At 38.4% G+C, this 17,562-nt stretch carries 18 protein-coding genes and 1 pseudogene; 16 read left to right on the top strand and 3 right to left on the bottom strand.

All coding sequences use genetic code 11. The features are described from left to right. Positions 1-930, top strand: coding sequence for an NERD domain-containing protein (locus tag KFZ58_RS11855; protein WP_235791516.1), 930 nt, complete (start codon positions 1-3; stop codon positions 928-930). Between the two features lie 81 nt (positions 931-1,011). Beyond that, complete coding sequence (locus tag KFZ58_RS11850; protein WP_235791515.1) at positions 1,012-1,830, top strand: phosphotransferase family protein; 819 nt, start codon at positions 1,012-1,014, stop codon at positions 1,828-1,830. Here KFZ58_RS11850 and KFZ58_RS11845 read toward each other — a convergent pair. Continuing rightward, positions 1,817-2,104 carry a YtzH-like family protein gene (locus tag KFZ58_RS11845; protein WP_235791514.1) on the bottom strand — a complete coding sequence of 96 codons (288 nt, stop codon included), beginning with the start codon at positions 2,102-2,104 and terminating at the stop codon, positions 1,817-1,819. The two genes, KFZ58_RS11850 and KFZ58_RS11845, sit on opposite strands and share 14 nt — an antisense overlap. A 77-nt stretch (positions 2,105-2,181) precedes the next feature. On the opposite strand from KFZ58_RS11845, the gene trmB reads away from it, so the two are divergent. Both trmB and KFZ58_RS11835 read left to right on the top strand, forming a co-directional pair. Beyond that, positions 2,182-2,820: a tRNA (guanosine(46)-N7)-methyltransferase TrmB gene (trmB, locus tag KFZ58_RS11840; protein WP_235791513.1), complete on the top strand. Its 639-nt coding sequence runs from the start codon at positions 2,182-2,184 to the stop codon at positions 2,818-2,820. Between the two features lie 99 nt (positions 2,821-2,919). Then, positions 2,920-3,774: a YtnP family quorum-quenching lactonase gene (locus KFZ58_RS11835; protein ID WP_235791512.1), complete on the top strand. Its 855-nt coding sequence runs from the start codon at positions 2,920-2,922 to the stop codon at positions 3,772-3,774. A gap of 104 nt (positions 3,775-3,878) precedes the next feature. Here KFZ58_RS11835 and KFZ58_RS11830 read toward each other — a convergent pair whose 3' ends face one another. Then, positions 3,879-4,193 (bottom strand): PepSY domain-containing protein, encoded by a 315-nt coding sequence (locus tag KFZ58_RS11830; protein WP_235791511.1) that lies wholly within the window; start codon positions 4,191-4,193, stop codon positions 3,879-3,881. A gap of 111 nt (positions 4,194-4,304) precedes the next feature. On the opposite strand from KFZ58_RS11830, the pseudogene KFZ58_RS11825 reads away from it, so the two are divergent. After that, positions 4,305-5,437, top strand: a pseudogene (locus KFZ58_RS11825) (M42 family metallopeptidase). A gap of 170 nt (positions 5,438-5,607) precedes the next feature. After that, positions 5,608-6,111 carry a DUF84 family protein gene (locus KFZ58_RS11820; RefSeq protein ID WP_235791510.1) on the top strand — a complete coding sequence of 168 codons (504 nt, stop codon included), beginning with the start codon at positions 5,608-5,610 and terminating at the stop codon, positions 6,109-6,111. Positions 6,112-6,143: 32 nt separating this feature from the next. Here KFZ58_RS11820 and KFZ58_RS11815 read toward each other — a convergent pair whose 3' ends face one another. Next, positions 6,144-6,584, bottom strand: coding sequence for a YtoQ family protein (locus tag KFZ58_RS11815; RefSeq protein WP_235791509.1), 441 nt, complete (start codon positions 6,582-6,584; stop codon positions 6,144-6,146). Between the two features lie 195 nt (positions 6,585-6,779). Here KFZ58_RS11815 and KFZ58_RS11810 point away from each other — a divergent pair, with 195 nt between their 5' ends. The 10 genes from KFZ58_RS11810 to ccpA all read left to right on the top strand — a co-directional run bounded on the left by KFZ58_RS11810 (position 6,780) and on the right by ccpA (position 17,524). Next, on the top strand, positions 6,780-7,097 hold the full coding sequence (locus KFZ58_RS11810; RefSeq protein WP_235791508.1) for a thioredoxin family protein: 318 nt from the start codon (positions 6,780-6,782) through the stop codon (positions 7,095-7,097). A gap of 22 nt (positions 7,098-7,119) precedes the next feature. Next, positions 7,120-7,935 carry a DUF1444 domain-containing protein gene (locus KFZ58_RS11805; protein ID WP_235791507.1) on the top strand — a complete coding sequence of 272 codons (816 nt, stop codon included), beginning with the start codon at positions 7,120-7,122 and terminating at the stop codon, positions 7,933-7,935. Positions 7,936-7,940: 5 nt separating this feature from the next. After that, positions 7,941-8,546 carry a YtpR family tRNA-binding protein gene (gene ytpR / locus KFZ58_RS11800; protein WP_235791506.1) on the top strand — a complete coding sequence of 202 codons (606 nt, stop codon included), beginning with the start codon at positions 7,941-7,943 and terminating at the stop codon, positions 8,544-8,546. Between the two features lie 125 nt (positions 8,547-8,671). Beyond that, entirely contained in the window at positions 8,672-10,939 is a 2,268-nt protein-coding gene (locus tag KFZ58_RS11795; protein WP_235791505.1) for a DNA translocase FtsK, read from the top strand. Positions 10,940-11,187: 248 nt separating this feature from the next. Next, on the top strand, positions 11,188-12,300 hold the full coding sequence (locus KFZ58_RS11790; RefSeq protein WP_235791504.1) for a nicotinate phosphoribosyltransferase: 1,113 nt from the start codon (positions 11,188-11,190) through the stop codon (positions 12,298-12,300). 125 nt (positions 12,301-12,425) lie between these two features. Next, a complete protein-coding gene (gene murC / locus KFZ58_RS11785; RefSeq protein WP_235791503.1) occupies positions 12,426-13,730 on the top strand; it encodes a UDP-N-acetylmuramate--L-alanine ligase in 1,305 nt (434 codons plus the stop codon). Positions 13,731-14,037: 307 nt separating this feature from the next. Further along, the gene (locus tag KFZ58_RS11780; RefSeq protein ID WP_235791502.1) at positions 14,038-14,442 is read left to right on the top strand and encodes a DUF948 domain-containing protein; all 405 of its coding nucleotides are present in this window, start codon (positions 14,038-14,040) and stop codon (positions 14,440-14,442) included. Positions 14,443-14,470: 28 nt separating this feature from the next. Then, on the top strand, positions 14,471-14,932 hold the full coding sequence (locus KFZ58_RS11775; protein WP_235791501.1) for a YtxH domain-containing protein: 462 nt from the start codon (positions 14,471-14,473) through the stop codon (positions 14,930-14,932). A gap of 157 nt (positions 14,933-15,089) precedes the next feature. Beyond that, positions 15,090-16,166, top strand: a complete 1,077-nt coding sequence (locus KFZ58_RS11770) for a bifunctional 3-deoxy-7-phosphoheptulonate synthase/chorismate mutase (protein WP_235791500.1) — start codon at positions 15,090-15,092, stop codon at positions 16,164-16,166. Between the two features lie 362 nt (positions 16,167-16,528). Beyond that, positions 16,529-17,524: a catabolite control protein A gene (gene ccpA / locus KFZ58_RS11765; protein WP_235791499.1), complete on the top strand. Its 996-nt coding sequence runs from the start codon at positions 16,529-16,531 to the stop codon at positions 17,522-17,524. Positions 17,525-17,562 lie beyond the last annotated feature (38 nt).

The raw sequence follows: 17,562 nt of genomic DNA, 5'->3' as shown, positions 1-17,562 counted from the left end.
ATGGCTCAGTTGATCAAATTGCAGGATTATATTTCACGCTATGGATGGGATGTATATCGCTACCCTACCCAATATATTCGCCTAAAGCAGGATAATTGGAAAAAACTTTATGAGGAATGGAGTAATCCGGAAGAGGGGACTGAGGAGGAGCACCTGTCGTCAGAAACAATGAAACAATCGCGTTTTTCCAGGTTGAAGCGTTTTTTGAAAAGGGAAGTGGAAAGCGAAGAGGAGAAAAAGGAAGAACACATTCTGCCATATTCGGAAGCGGAATTGAAGCAATATTACTTGGACAATCTGATGAATTTTCAATTAAAATGGGCTACTTCCACTGTTACAGATACATCATTTATGAACAGATCTTACTACCGGGATCCTACATTAAAATATTTTCTGCAGCGGTTTCCGGATACCTACTTGATCATGTATTATCCCATATTTAATATAAGAAATACTCCTGTTGATGGGGAAATCCTTTTAATCAGTCCGATTGGGATTGAAATTATCAAACTGGTAGAGGAAAACCAGGGTGCATATATTATCGCTTCAGATGAACGAGCATGGATGCTTGAAACCGGCAGTCAGCAATCAAAAATATTAAGCCCTCTAATCGCCTTAAAGCGAACAGAGAAACTTGTGCGGAGCATTTTACGTATGGAGGCTATTGATTTTCCCGTGCAGAAAACGGTATTATCAAGGGCGAATACTATTGTTTCCAATTCAGAAAACTACAGCACAAAAATCATCGGGAAATCAGAGTATGAATCGTGGTTTCAACAAAAGCGCAAACTCGCCTCCCCCTTGAAAAGCAGCCAGTTAAAAGTATCAGAAATTCTTTTAAAACATTGCCGAACAACTTCCATCAAGCGGCCGGAATGGGGTGAAGACTTCCATCCATTTCCGGTGGGTAGAGGTGAGAATCATGCTTGATCATAAGTATAGTTGTATTTTTCTTGTGATATCGATAAAATGTATAATTGAACGCTAAATTGTGAAAGATGTGGGGAATATATGGTGGATTGGTTTGAAAAAGTATTAGGAAAGGGTTGGAAGGTTACCCCAGCAGGTGGATTAACTGGGGATGCTTATGTTGCAGAGAAAGATAATAAACGATTATTTCTTAAGCGGAATTCATCTCCATTTCTGGCTGTGTTATCAGCAGAAGGAATTGTTCCGAAGCTTGTTTGGACAAAACGAATGGATAATGGTGATGTAATTACGGCACAGGAATGGCTGGAAGGTCGAGAATTGAAACCAGCAGAAATGCAACAGCCTCAAGTAGCTGGAATTTTACACAAAATTCACCATTCCACCGAATTGTTGCATATGCTTATGCGTTTAGGTAAAAAACCTGTCACATCAGATGATAGTTTTGCCGCTATTCAGCAGCGTTTGCATGCCACTGGGCTACTATCAACGTATAATGATATCCGTTTAGCCTTAACATTATTAGAACGGTTATTACCAATAACGAGAGAGCATAAGCAGGTTGTTTGTCATGGTGATTTAAACCATAATAATTTAGTTCTAACAAACGAAGGCAATTTATTTTTAATTGACTGGGATAATGCTGTTATCGCCGATCCTGTTACAGACTTTGGAATGGTGATGAAATCATATATACCGCAAGAAGATTGGAACGATTGGCTAAAAAACTATGGAGTAGACAAGGACAAACATTTAATTGAGAGAATGTACTGGTATCTTTTGCTGGATGCACTCCATTATTTAAGCTGGCACAGGGAACGAGACGAACAGGATAAAGTGATGGAGCGACTGAAAAATATACAAGAATATAATGCTCACATTAGGACATCTATTCTAAGGTAGTTTGTTGTATCGCACTCAACCAATTTTCGATGTTATGCCGATTTGTTGTAATATGCTCGGGTGAGTTTTTTGCAATCTCTCCTTGGTTTCCATAATTATAAATTTCTGGTAGTAATTTGAGTAATTGCTCATCGGTTATACTGTTATTTTCCGTCAGCTTTCGTACTAAACGTTTGATTTGCTGATATTCAGAGACACTGCCTGTGACGTCAGTTGATTGTTCATCTAAAATATCTTGTAATAATATTAATTGGTTGTTTACTGTAAGAGCCATTCGTATCACCTCAAGTACTAGTTTTCGTCTTTATAAAATTTATATACAATTAATATAAGAAAGGTGTAAGTAAAGCTATGCGTCAACGTCACAAGCCATGGGCTGATGATTTTTTAAAAATTAACGACCATATTGTCATTCCAAATCCAGCAGAGAATAAAGGAAATTGGCAATCCATTTTCGGAAACAATAATCCGATTTATATTGAAATCGGAACAGGGAAAGGACAGTTCATCACAGGGATGGCAAGACAGTTTCCGAATTGTAACTTTATTGGAATCGAAATTGAAAAAAGCATCATTGTAACGGCAGGACAAAAAGTGTTGGAATCAGAACTTGATAATGTATTATTAATAAAAGAAGATGCAGCTAATATTAGGGGAATATTTGTAAATAAGGAAATTGCTGGCATTTATTTAAACTTTTCTGATCCATGGCCTAAAAATAGGCATGAAAAGAGAAGATTGACCTACCATACATTTCTGGATCTGTATCATGCCATTTTATCTCCGAATGGTGAGATTGTTTTTAAAACGGACAATAAGGGACTATTTGAATATTCATTAGTCAGTTTTTCCAAATTTGGCATGATATTAGAGGAAGTTAATTTAGATTTGCATGAGTTAGATGATCCACTCAATGTGATGACAGAATACGAAGAGAAGTTTTCTGCTAAAGGACAGCCGATTTACCGGTGTCGCACACGGTTTGCATAAAAGGCCTGTTTTTTTGCAGGATCTTTTTAAGAAAAATGACAACGCTTGCATAAATTTGAATTGTCCTTTAAAATTTAGATAGAAAAGGGAGGATGACAGATGGAGAAACTACAAGTTGGTAGAGCGCGTTTAACCTGGTTAAATGGAGGGGTGAATTTTCTCGATGGCGGGGCAATGTTCGGGGTTGTACCAAAAGCATTGTGGGGTAAGAAATATCCGTATAATGATAAAAACCAGATTGAACTACGAACAGATCCAATTTTACTGCAGATAGACGGGAAAAATATGCTGATTGATTCTGGAATAGGAAATGATAAATTAACAGATAAGCAATTGCGTAATTTCGGTGTTCTCGAACAATCTTCTATTGAAAAGTCACTTCGAGAGATGGGTCTCAAGGTGGATGATATAGATAGTGTGTTAATGACACATCTGCATTTCGATCATGCATGTGGACTAACGAAACCTGTCGGGGATACATATGCACCTGTCTTTAAAAATGCAACCATTTATACCACAGCTGTTGAATGGCATGAAATGAAAAACCCTAATATTCGTTCAAAGAGTACTTATTGGGAGCGGAATTGGGAACCGATTGTGGATCAGGTTCAGACGTTTGATAAAGAGATTACAATCACAGATGGCTTAAAAATGATTCATACGAGTGGACATAGTGATGGACACGCTATTCTTGTTTTTCAAGAGGGGGACAATTGCTTTATCCATATGGCAGATATCATGCCAACACATGCCCATCAGAATAAATTATGGGCACTAGCTTATGATGATTATCCTGTTACATCGGTTCATGAAAAAGAAAAGTGGATGGATTTCGGGTATCAGCGCGAGTCTTGGTACACGTTCTATCATGATGCGTACTATCGCGCCCTGAAGTTTGATCAGTCTGGTGAAAAAATCAATGAAGTGGAGCGTGAACGCTACGAATATACGTAAAAAAATAGCTGCTCAATTTGAGCAGCTATTTTTAGGAGTAAAGGAAATCAGCTAACTCGCCGATTTCTACTAATTCGATCTCTTACCTCTGGCCTCTAAATGCGTTATGTAGTCTGGACAGAAGCGACTACAGCGCCAGTCTCAACATCAACATAAAATTCATATTGTTTATTTTCCCCGTCTACGTTTCGGGTTACGCCACCACGGTATGCGTTATAGAGCAAGCCGTTTTTTTCAATTTCTTCCGGCTTCATATAGATCCACGAACCGCTTATCGGGCCTTTTCTCTTAAATGATTCTTTTGCTTGTTTTAGTGCTTTTTCTGGTGTTACTTTTTGATACGTATCCACTTGCTGTTTAGCTAGATAGCCTACAGCTATGCCTAACCCTGCAGCTAAAACTACTCTTTTTACACCCATTTTATCTTCACCTCTTGCTACTATTTTTAGTGCCTATATATAATGTAAACTTCACAGTACAGTATAACTGAAATTGGATAAAATATAAAATAATATATCTAAAATACTCCAATGCTGGAAATAGATAGCTACAATCCGTATACTGAACATAGTACATATACAGGTGGAGGGAAAATGATGAACCAAGATACGCTTGATCTATTTAAAAATCTGACAGAATTACAAGGCGCACCAGGAAATGAACACCTTGTAAGATCCTTTATGAAGGAAGAATTAGAAAAGTACGCCGATGAGATTATACAGGACAATCTTGGTGGCGTATTTGGAGTGAAACAGGGCGCTGGGCCGAAAGTTATGGTAGCTGGACATATGGACGAAGTTGGTTTTATGATCACAAAGATCACAAAAAACGGAATGATCCGCTTTCAGCCATTGGGGGGTGGTGGAACCAGGTTTTATTGGCACAACGAATGCAAATTATGACGGATAATGGACCGGTCATAGGAGTTATTGGATCTGTTCCACCACATAATTTGACAGAAGAACAACGCAAAAAACCAATGGAAATAAAAAATATGTTAATCGATATTGGAGCGGATGATAGGGAAGATGCGGAGAAAATCGGTGTAAAACCCGGGCAATTTATCGTGCCAATTACTCCATTTACGCCAATGGCCAATAGCAAAAAAATCCTGGCAAAAGCATGGGATAACCGCTATGGTTGTGGACTATCGATTGAATTATTAAAGGAATTGCAAAACCAAACTGTGCCAAATCAATTATTTTCCGGAGCAACGGTGCAAGAAGAAGTTGGTCTGCGCGGGGCAAGTGTTGCAACCAATATGATCAAGCCAGATATCTTCTATGCGATGGATGCATCACCGGCAAATGATGCAGACGGTGATAAGGAAGCATTTGGACAATTAGGTAAAGGTGCCCTGCTTCGCATCTTTGACCGTTCGATGATAACCCACCGCGGCATGCGAGAATTTGTTCTTGATACAGCAGAATCAAATAATATACCGTACCAGTATTTCATTTCACAAGGTGGAACAGACGCGGGACGTGTTCATACCTCAGGCGATGGTGTTCCTTCAGCTGTTGTTGGTATTTGTTCCCGTTATATTCACACCTCTGCATCGATCATACATGTGGATGACTATGCGGCGGCAAAGGAGCTAATTGTGAAGCTTGTAAAAGAAACAGATCAGAATACAGTGGATCAAATTCGGAAATCGAGTTAATAGGGGAATAGCTGCTATCAGATGGTGGCAGCTGTTTTTTGTATTTTAAGTTTTGAGTGATATTAAAGTTGTTTCTATTACAATAAAAAGGGACGATGGATAAAATCAAACAACTATTATGTCACAACAAGCACATTACCCAATGTACTTAACATCAAGGAGTTTTCTAGATGAATATAATTATCGGCTCAACAAACCCTACAAAAATAAAAGCAGTACAGGAAGTTTTTCCGTTACATACGGTCACTTCTAAAAATGTACCATCAAATGTATCCTCGCAGCCATTTTCTGATGAAGAAACGAGAAAAGGAGCGATTAACCGGGCATTACAATGCTCGAATTCCAATTCAGAAGATACCATAGGCATTGGACTGGAAGGTGGTGTAATGTATGTGGATAATCAATTGTATTTATGTAATTGGGGGGCATTGGTTACGCAAGATGGGGAAGTCTATACAGCCAGTGGAGCAAGAATTATTTTGCCACAGGAATTTACTGAACCGTTGAAGAAGGGAGTGGAACTGGGCGATGTGATGGATCGATATGCGAAGAAAGAAGGGGTACGAAAGAAGGAAGGCGCTATCGGGATTTTTACAGGTGAGTTTATTTCCAGACAAGAAATGTTTGCCCATGTTGTAAAATTGTTGCGAGGACAGTGGGAATATTGGACATAATAATAGCAGCGAAGCTCATTCGCTGCTACTATCTATTCAAATACATAATTTAATACGTACAAGGCCTGATCCACTGTTTCAACGGTTACATTCGCCTTGTTCGAAAGTTCTTTTAACGGATGAATTAAAGATTCTGGTCGTATGAGAATCGTTGGTTTATTCATGGTGATTGCCGCACTAGCATCCATCGCGGTATTCCATTGCTTGTATTGTTCACCAAATAATGCAATGACAACATCCGATTTTTGCATTAAAACTTGGGTTCTAAAATTATTGATGCTTGAAGCCGCGTCATCCCGATATACATTACCAGGTTGCTTTCCTAGAATAGCATCCCCAACATCGTCTGAGCGATCATGATTGGTTTGTGGCGCTACAAATGATAATGGGAGATTTTTTTCTTTTGCCTTTTGTTGTAGTTGACCGCGCCAGTCATCATGAATCTGACCAGCTAAATATACCTTTAATTCCATGACAATCCCTCCAGAATTTTTAAGTTTCTACTGTTCATTGTAAACAATTACAGCAAAACCTGCAAAGAAATGGAATTATTATGAAAACCTATTTTTCGGTATTAGACGATATTTTTCTTGCTTCCCTGATCATAATCCCTGATAATTGAACTCAAATGAAAACAGCGCTATGATAAGGTAAGGAGATGATATGATATGAAAACACTTGAGACTGTTGAACAATTTAATGACCTTAAAAATAACGAAAATGTAATTATGATTTTCACGGCAGGTTGGTGCCCGGATTGTCGTGTAATTGAACCGGAATTACCTGCGATCGAAGCGGAATTTCTGGAATATACGTTTGTAGAAGTTAATCGGGATCAGTTTATTGAGCTGTGTCAGGAATATGATATATTCGGTATTCCAAGCTTTCTGGCATTCCGAAATGGACAGGAAGCAGGAAGGTTTGTCAGTAAGGAGCGAAAAACAAGGGAAGAAATTGAACAGTTTATTCAAGGACTTGCCAACTGAACAATGCAAGGAGGGCCAGGAAATGAAGATGACTAGCATGAAACTGAAAAAGATTCTGGAAGATAGACTTTCTAATGAGGACTACCGGACATCCTATAATAGAGAGAAGGACACATTTCGCATCGAATGGAAGGAATCAAAGCAAGGGATGACGATTACGCTGCCTAATGTTATATCAAAATATAATGAACGCGGGGAAAGTGCCATTGATGAACTGGTGGAACATATAACAGAAGCGCTTCGAATTATGAACCAGGATTTGCAATTAACGGGAAGGGAAAAAAGTATTTTCCCGGTTATTAGAGCTACATCCTTTCCAACAGAGACAAAATCCGGAATCAATCTAGTATCCAAAGATCATACAGCGGAAACACGTGTCTATTATGCGCTTGATTTAGGGAAGTCCTACCAACTCATAGATGAAAAATTATTGGAAAATGAAGGTTGGAGTTTAAACAGGATTGACGAGATTGCTACATTTAACTTGCGTTCATTATCTATTGATTATAAAAAAGACCGTGTTGCGGAAAATGATTTTTATTTTGTAGCCAAACAAGATGGATATGACGCAAGCCGTATTCTTAATGAGGCGTTTCTGGAGGAAATGAAAGCAAACGCGAAAGGTGAATTAGCTGTAGCTGTCCCTCATCAGGATGTACTCATACTAGCTGACATTGAAAACAAAACAGGGTATGATATATTAGCACAGATGACAATGAAGTTTTTCGCAGAAGGGCGAATTCCTATCACCTCTCTTGCATTTATTTATGAGGATAGACAGTTAACGCCGATTTTTATTCTTGCAAAAAATCGTCCGAAAAAAAGTAGAAAAGAGTGATCGATATGTTTGTTTTCTATAATCCAAAGGGTATTGGTGATGTATTGATTATACCACTGAAAGATGGTGACAGGTACGACATAACACATGAAACAACAGGACCTATTACCAAAATAACCAATAGCCATCATGAAATTCTTGGGTATAATATTTTCGAAGCATCCAATCACCTTGAGTTAAATGAGGAAGGAAAAATAACACTGACAAAAAGGTTGCTGACTCAAATCAAGGATTTATTTACGAAAAATAGTCTGAACGATAACCTTGATTTTGATTTAAGTCCCAAATTTGTCGTAGGTTATGTAACTGACAAAGCAGGACATGAGAATGCTGATAAGCTAAGTGTGTGTCAAGTCGAGGTGGGAGGCCCAGAACAACTGCAAATTGTATGTGGTGCCCCAAACGTTGACAAAGACCAAAAGGTGGTTGTCGCAAAAGTTGGGGCGATAATGCCGAGTGGATTAAAAATTAAACCGACAGAATTAAGAGGAGTCGCCTCGAATGGTATGATATGTTCCAGGGAGGAATTAGGATTACCTAATGATTCAAAGGAAAAAGGTATCTATGTTCTTGAGAATTCTTATACAGTCGGAGAAGCGTTTGATGTATAAGCAGAAAAAAACAACCTAAGTCTTTTATAAGCGGGTTGTTTTTCTTTTACTCCAAAAAACAACTACCAATTTTGCTGATACCTGTTAAAATAGAAGCAATGATCGAAAGAAATGAGTGAAGACATATGTGGGAGAAAATAAAGAATTTTTTTACCCGTGAAGTAGAATATGAACAACAGGAAGAAAACCCCAGACCTAGACCAAAACAACAGGACCTGCAGGCTAAAATGATGTATCAGTATCCAGACAGGAAGGCATTCAAGTTCCCTGTAATCCCGGATCGGGAAGACAAAGCAGAAAAAACATATGAAACCCCCGCCTTTCAAAGAAAGAAAAATACTGATAGAGAACGGGAAAAAGAGCAAAACCAGCAACCAAAAAATAAGCAAGAAAATAAAGTATATAAAAAGGATGAAGACGTACCTTTTCAGCCAACAGAGGTCCCTTCACCAGTTTATGGATATCAGAAAAAGAATAACGCCAAAAATATCGAAAATATACCAGCATTTAAACGAAAAGAACAGAAAACAGATGAACAAATGGCGCCACAGGTAATCGAAACACAAGATCAAGATCAGCCAAGTGAAGTAGATAAAGGCTGGGAACAGGCGGCTGCTACCAGCGAAATAGTACATAGTGATGTGGATAGTACGCGCAGTGAAGTTGCCGGTACAAAGGAAGAAGTGGAAATACCGCATAATGAACTGGTCAGTACAAAGGAAGAAGTAGAAATCCAGCAGCAAAATCAGGAAGTACTAGAACCTGACCCAGATTTAAGCGAAAGGGAAGAACCCAAAAAGACGGAGCCATTTGAACAGAGAAAATCTACTTCTACTTCTTTTAGGCGGAAACAAAGTAAAAAGCCACAACAAAATAAAGGGAACGCAGGCAAAACCCCTTTTAATGTCATCATGACACCTAGAGATAAAAAGAATAGATTGGAAAAAGAAAAAGCAGCAAATACACCTATTCTGCAGCAAGAGAAGCGCCAAAAGAGAATACCATATTATCTGTTGGATGATCCGCAGCAAAAAAGCAATGAAGATCATAAATGGGTGCAGAATCAACAGCAACTACTGGAACAAACGTTGAAACATTTTAATGTACGGGCAAGCGTCGTTAAAGCGACACAAGGCCCATCTGTTACACGATTTGAGGTGCAGCCTGAATTAGGTGTGAAGGTCAGTAAAGTAAAAAATTTGAGTGATGATCTAAAACTAAATATGGCTGCTAAAGATATTCGGATTGAAGCTCCTATACCAGGTAAAAATACAATTGGGATAGAGGTCCCAAATCCAAAGGCGCAAATGGTTGGCCTGCAGGGGATATTTGAAGCAGAACAATTTAAAGAAAGTAAATCACCTTTAAGCATTGCTTTAGGATTAAGTATTGAGGGATCACCATTAATTACGGATATTCAAAAGATGCCACATGGATTAATTGCAGGAGCAACTGGATCCGGAAAAAGTGTGTGTATCAATACGATTCTCATCAGCCTGTTGTATAAAGCAAATTATGAGGACGTTAAGTTTTTACTAATCGATCCCAAAATGGTGGAGCTAGCTCCTTATAACGGTATTCCACATTTGGTATCGCCTGTTATCACGGATGTTAAAGCTGCTACAGCCGCACTAAAATGGGCTGTTAAAGAAATGGAAGACCGCTACGAAAAATTCGTTCAGGAAGGCGTAAGGGATATTGAACGATATAATCAACAAGTCACAAGTCAAAGGCGTACAGATGAAAAAATGCCCTTTATCGTTATTGTTATCGATGAATTAGCAGATTTAATGATGGTGGCTCCACAGGATGTTGAGGATGCAATAAGCCGAATCGCACAAAAGGCGCGTGCTTGTGGCATTCATTTGCTTGTTGCAACACAACGTCCTTCCGTTGATGTGATTACAGGCCTGATTAAAGCAAATATCCCTACAAGAATAGCCTTTAGTGTATCATCACAGGTAGATTCACGAACAATAATTGATACAAGTGGAGCTGAGAAGCTTTTAGGAAAAGGGGATATGCTGTTTGTTGAAAATGGCGCAGGAAAAAGTGTTCGTTTACAAGGTCCGTTTGTATCCGATGATGAAATAGAGCGCGTAACCAATCACGCAAGAACAATTGCAGAACCACAGTATTTATTTGAACAGGAACAATTACTTGAGCAAGTCACCATGGATAAAGAAGAAGATAGCCTATTACAGGAAGCAATAGCATTTGTTTTAGAACAAAATAATGCAAGTACATCCCTTCTGCAACGGCACTTTAAAATTGGATATAACCGTGCTGCACGACTTATTGATTCATTGGAAGATAAGGGAATCATCTCCGGTCAAAATGGGAGCAAGCCAAGGGAAGTTCTGGTAACCAAAACACAGATTGAAGAGATGTAAAAATCTTGTTTGATCCCTGGTTTTTATATATGATAGGGAAAAGAATATTAAAAGGATGTTCAAAAAGTCCGGTACTCGGGAGCTACGCCGCCTCGAACATTCGACGCGCAGGACGTGCTAGTGCCGGCGTTGCGATAAATGTCCTCGGAGGGGCGAGCATTTACACGCAGTCCCAGGACGTCGCGACTATAGCCGGCCGGTCCTTTTTACCTCCTTTTTGAACACATAATTAAAGGGAGAAACTAACTATGAAAGAAATCGAACAAAAGCTTACAGGAAAAATAGAACGTTTAACAAATAAAACGTTTAAATTTGATGAACGCATAAAAGAAGGCTGGTTCTCAGCTGTTTATTTTCTTAAAACAAAAGAAATTGTTGAAAAAAAATTAGGCTCCAATCATGTAACGATGCAATTTTTTCAGAAATCCGATGCGGTATTATGCGGAACAGATGAGGCAATTGCCCTACTGCATACATTTGCAGATACCCCGGAAACACTTGATATACATTCACTAAAAGATGGAGATAAGATCAGTCCTTATGAATCTGTATTAACGATATCCGGTGCTTATCAGCAGTTTGGGTTTCTGGAAGGAATTATTGATGGAATATTGGGAAGAAGAACATCGGTAGCGACAAATGTATACAATGTCGTAAAAGCAGCTCGAACTTCCGGTGAACAAAAACCGGTTATTTTCATGGGTGACCGCGATGATCATTATACACAACAGGCAGGGGACGGGTATGCAGCTTTTATCGGCGGCTCCACGGCCCAAGCAACACATGCGATGAATGAATGGTGGGGTAAAGAAGGTATGGGAACAATGCCGCATGCGCTTATTCAAATGTTCCGCGGGGACATTGTAGCGGCAACGAAAGCCTATCATGAGATGTATCCTGAGGATGATATTGCAGCACTTGTAGATTATAATAATGATGTTATCACAGATTCATTAAAAGTGGCTCGGGAATTTGGAAAAGAGTTAAAATCTGTAAGACTGGATACGTCAGGAAACCTTGTTGATAAATATTTTCTGAGAAACCATCATTTAATGGGTACATTTGATCCAAGAGGTGTGAATCCGGAACTTATTTTTGCACTTAGAAAGGCCTTGAATAATGAAGGTTATTCTCATGTTAAAATTATGGTGAGTGGTGGGTTTACTGAGGATCGCATTACGTATTATGAAAAAATGGATGTACCTGTAGATATGTATGGTGTGGGGAGAAGTTTACTGCGTATTAACATTGGATTCACGGGTGATAATGTTTTACTTAATGGTACACATTCGGCAAAAGAAGGGCGAAGGTATCGTCCAAATCCAAGGTTGAAAGAAGTTGAATATTTCGCAGAATCCTAGATAAGAACATAATATTTTATTATGCATGTAATTTTGCTATAATGGTTAAATGGTTACAGATTTTAATTATGAAAGCATGAAACTTTGGAATTCATCCTTTCAAGCGAATTTTGGAGGTTCTTTTTATGACAACTTACCATTTTATTGGTATTAAGGGAACTGGAATGAGCGCACTGGCACAAATACTCCATGATTCCGGAGAAAAAGTGCTGGGCTCTGATATTGAGAAACGTTTTTTCACACAAGATGCATTGGAAGAAAAAAACATTCCCATTTTTCCTTTTTCAGAAACAAACATCAAAGATAATTATACGGTTATTGCAGGCAATGCATTTTCAGATGATCATATTGAAATTAAAGAAGCTAAAAGACGAGGGTTAACCTTTTACAGGTACCATGAATTTCTCGGAGAGTGGCTGAAGCAATATACAAGTATCGCGATTACGGGGGCACATGGGAAAACATCTACAACAGGTTTACTGGCACATGTGTTAAATGATACGTTCCCGATATCTTATCTAATCGGTGATGGGACGGGTAATGGACATGTGGACAGTGAATATTTTGTATTTGAAGCATGTGAATACCGTCGCCATTTCTTGAGTTATGAACCGGATTATGCGATCATGACCAATATTGATTTTGACCATCCGGATTATTTTACAAGTATTGATGATGTGTTCAATGCATTTCAATCCATGGCAGATCGTGTAAAGAAAGGTATTATTGCATGTGGTGATGATGAACAACTGCAGCAAATACAAGCTAAAGTGCCTGTTGTTTATTATGGATTTGCAGATACCAATGATTTCCAAGCACAAAATGTAGTAGAAACAGATGAGGGTACGGAATTTGACGTGTTTGTTAGAAACACGTACTACAATACTTTTACGATCCCGATGTATGGAGACCATAATGTTCTAAATGCCTTGGCAACGATAGCTATTTGCCATTATGAAGGAATTAAAGCGGAAGATATAAAAAATCTCAGCACATTTCAAGGGGTAAAACGCAGATTTACGGAGAAAAAAGTTGGGAGCCAAATTTTAGTTGATGATTATGCGCATCATCCAAAGGAAATTACGGCAACGATTGACTCAGCGCGAAAGAAATATCCGGATAAACAGGTTGTTGCTATTTTTCAACCACATACATTTACTAGGACTAAAACATTCTTGCAGGAATTTGCTGATAGTCTAAATCTTGCTGACGAGGTGTTTCTGTGTGATATTTTTGCTTCTGCCAGAGAGGATTCCGGGAACATGACTATCAATGATTTGCAAAAATTAATTCCTGATAGTACGACATTAGAGCTGTCCAATACGGATATATTGCAAGAATATAGGGACAGTGTATTAATTTTTATGGGTGCTGGTGATATTCAGAAATTCCAGAAAGCCTATGAAGAAAATATCAAGATCAATAAATAGAGTAAACCTGAGCGTGGTGCAGATAGGGGAGTTTTATCCTTTCCTGTCTGCCTATGAAGCAAAGCGCTTTCATGATTTTCTTTATGAAGCGCTGTTTAACTTTTTTTAAAAAAATAAAGGAATTCATGATTTTTTGTCGAATATTTATACATTGGGAATTATATATCTACTTATATATGTTTATGCTAGTACATAACGGGTATTATTAGTACAAGCATCTATGTTATGCTTTATATAGTTTGCTTTTTATGATAGGCCCTTTTGCACTAATTTTAAAATACGATAATACAAGGAGTGATAATTGAAAATGGAAATAATGCTATATATTGCCGCATTGATTGCTGCAGTAGCTTTTGTGGTACTAGTTATATACTTAGCAATTACCCTAAAAGCAACAAAAAGCACACTTAATGATGTCTCAAGTACATTAGAGGGTCTCCAGAAGCAGATGGAGGGCGTTACCACTGAAACGACGGAACTATTAAATAAAACGAATAAATTAGCGGATGATGTCAATGAAAAATCCACGAAATTAAATGGACTTTTCGATGGTGCGAAGGGTGTTGGAGAGACACTTAAAGACTTTAATGCTTCATTAAAACAACTCTCGAACAGCATATCGCGTACTTCCGCGCAAGACCAGGAGAAAGTTTCCCAAGCAGTTAAGTGGGGATCCGCTATCATGGATTTATGGAATAAGAAAAAGAAATAAATTTTAAATCTAAGAGGAGGAATTTGAAATGGGAGAGAACAATAATAACAGCAACAACAATAACAACAACATCAATAGCAAGGACTTTATGATTGGTACATTGATAGGTGGTGTCGTAGGTGCGGCTGTAGCCTTAGTTTTTGCACCGAAATCTGGCAAAGAATTAAGAGGAGATATTAACCAAGGGGCACATCAAGTAACTCATCAAGTGAAGGATCGTGCTTATGACATTAAAGATATCGCACAGGAAAAAGGTGCAGACTGGAAAGATAAAGCATACACAACTGGTTCTGACTTAAAAAGAAAGGCAATGGATACAACGTCAGAACTATCAAAAAATGCCTCTAAAAAAACAAAAAATTTAACACAATCAGTACAAGGAAAGCTACAAGAAAAGCGTAATAAAGAAGACGAAGCTTTAAAAGCTGCTGAAGATGTTGCAGACGCAATGGACGAGGCGGCTAAAGATTTAGAAGAAAGTAAAAAATAAAAAATAGGACAGGCTGCGGTGTACGACACGGTAGCCTGTTTTTTAATTAATGTTTTTTAATTAAATCGACAAATTTTAAAATTTCTAATGACAATCAAGCAATTTTTCTATATAATAGTGTCTATTATTAAAAAAATAGAAACAGGGGGTATGGCAAATGAGCCAAAATGAAATGGATCTGTTAAGAGGACAATTGGATGATGTAAATCTGGAAATACTGGAATTAATCAATCGCCGTGCAAAGATTGTGCAGGACATTGGCCAGGTGAAAAGTAAACAAAGCATGAATCGATTTGATCCGGTACGGGAAAGAACGATGTTAAATCAAATCACAACACATAATGATGGCCCATTTGAAAACTCCACAATCGAACATATTTTTAAGGAGATTTTTAAAGCAAGTCTAGAGTTGCAAATGGATGATCATCGAAAGGCATTGCTTGTCTCCAGGAAGAAGAAGCCAGAAGACACAGTCGTCGACGTAAAAGGTGTTCAAATTGGAAATGGCAGTACGCAATTTGTTATGGGACCATGTTCTGTTGAAGGATACGAGCAAGTATCAAGTGTTGCTGAAGCTGTAAGTAATAAAGGGATTAAACTATTACGCGGCGGGGCATTTAAACCGAGAACATCCCCATATGACTTCCAGGGGTTGGGGGTTGAAGGACTGCAAATGTTAAAACGTGCTGCAGATGAGCATGATTTGGCTGTTGTTAGTGAAATTATAAACCCTGCACATATTGAGAAGGCACTTGATTATGTTGATGTTATCCAAATTGGTGCACGTAATATGCAAAACTTTGAATTGCTGAAAGCTGCGGGAGATGTAGACAAACCAGTATTACTGAAACGGGGACTATCAGCTACTATATCTGAATTCATCAATGCTGCAGAGTATATTATATCCCGTGGAAATAAAAATATAATTTTATGTGAACGTGGTATTCGAACATATGAGAAAGCGACCAGAAATACATTAGATATTTCTGCTGTACCTGTCTTAAAACAGGAAACACATTTGCCGGTGATGGTTGATGTAACACACTCAACAGGAAGAAGGGATTTGTTACTTCCTACTGCCAAAGCCGCTTTGGCAATTGGAGCTGACGGAATCATGGCTGAGGTTCATCCAGATCCAGCAGTCGCCCTTTCAGATTCTGCACAGCAAATGGATATTCCAACGTTCAATACGTTCATCGATGAGTTAAATAGCATGCAGCAACGTTTAAAATAGTGATTAAAGGATATTCAAAAAGTCCGGTAAAAATGGCACATCGTAGAGGACCTTCTGCTAAAATCGCCCACGTCCTGTGGGCAACGTAGAAGTCATCACAACACGCGAGAGGCTCGTTGGCTTGTTTCTCCGCTCCTTGGAAAAGGAAAACACTTTTCCTGCGTGCAAGATTGTCTGCTCGAAACTACGCCGCCTCGAACTTCTCGGTTCTTTTTATCCTCCTTTTTGAATACACACTATAAGGCTGGTCATCCTAGGATGTACCAGCCTTAAATTTTTTGTAATTTTTGCCTTGATAGCGTATCATATAGGAAATAGAGGCGTTAATTTTAGGCAATTATTATTTTAGGAGGAAAAATAAAATGACAATAACAATATATGATGTAGCAAGGGAAGCAAATGTATCGATGGCGACAGTCTCACGAGTGGTTAATGGGAACCCGAACGTAAAACCCACAACACGCAAGAAAGTGTTAAATACAATAGAAGAATTAGGATATCGTCCAAATGCTGTAGCAAGAGGGCTGGCAAGCAAGAAAACGACGACAGTGGGTGCGATTATCCCTGATATATCCAGTATCTTTTTTGCTGAATTAGCAAGAGGAATAGAAGATATTGCTACAATGTACAAATACAATATGATATTGAGTAATTCGGATCAAAACAAAGATAAGGAATTACAACTAATCAATACGATGCTGGAAAAACAAGTTGATGGGATTTTGTTCATGGGAGGAAATATAACCGAAGAACATGTGCAACAATTCCAAAGCTCTTCCGTACCTGTGGTATTAGCAGCCACATACGATAAAAGTGAAGTCATTCCGTCGGTAAACATTGATTATCAAGAGGCAGCATATGAGGCAACAAAATTCCTGATTGATAATGGAAATGAGCATCCGGCGTTTATTTCCGGACAAGCCGACACACAAATTAATCAGCAAAAATATAACGGCTATATGCGTGCGTTGGAAGAGTCACCTGTCTCTATTAATGAAAATCTGATTATTAAAGGTGAATACACCTATGATTCCGGAATAGAAGCGGCGCAAGTTCTTTTAAGCTTACAAGAAAAGCCAACTGCCATATTCGTGGCATCTGATGAAATGGCATTAGGTGTTATTCACGGAGCACAAGACAAGGGATACAACGTACCGGAAGATCTTGAAGTAGTTGGATTCGATAATACAAGATTAGCCTCGATGGTGCGCCCGACGTTATCTACAATCGTTCAACCAATGTATGATATCGGAGCAGTAGCGATGCGGTTATTAACAAAATATATGAATAAAGAGGAAGTTACCGACAAAAAAGTCGTTTTACCTCATCGAATTGAAAAAAGAAACTCAACAAAATAAATGTGATGCCGATATAAAGAGTAACTGCTTTATTTAGG

Origin of the sequence: Virgibacillus sp. NKC19-16 (assembly GCF_021560035.1) — a bacterium.
Taxonomy (GTDB): Bacteria; Bacillota; Bacilli; order Bacillales; family Amphibacillaceae; genus Virgibacillus_L; species Virgibacillus_L salidurans.
Note: the sequence above shows the minus strand (reverse complement) of the source record. Positions and strands in the feature narration are given on the sequence as shown.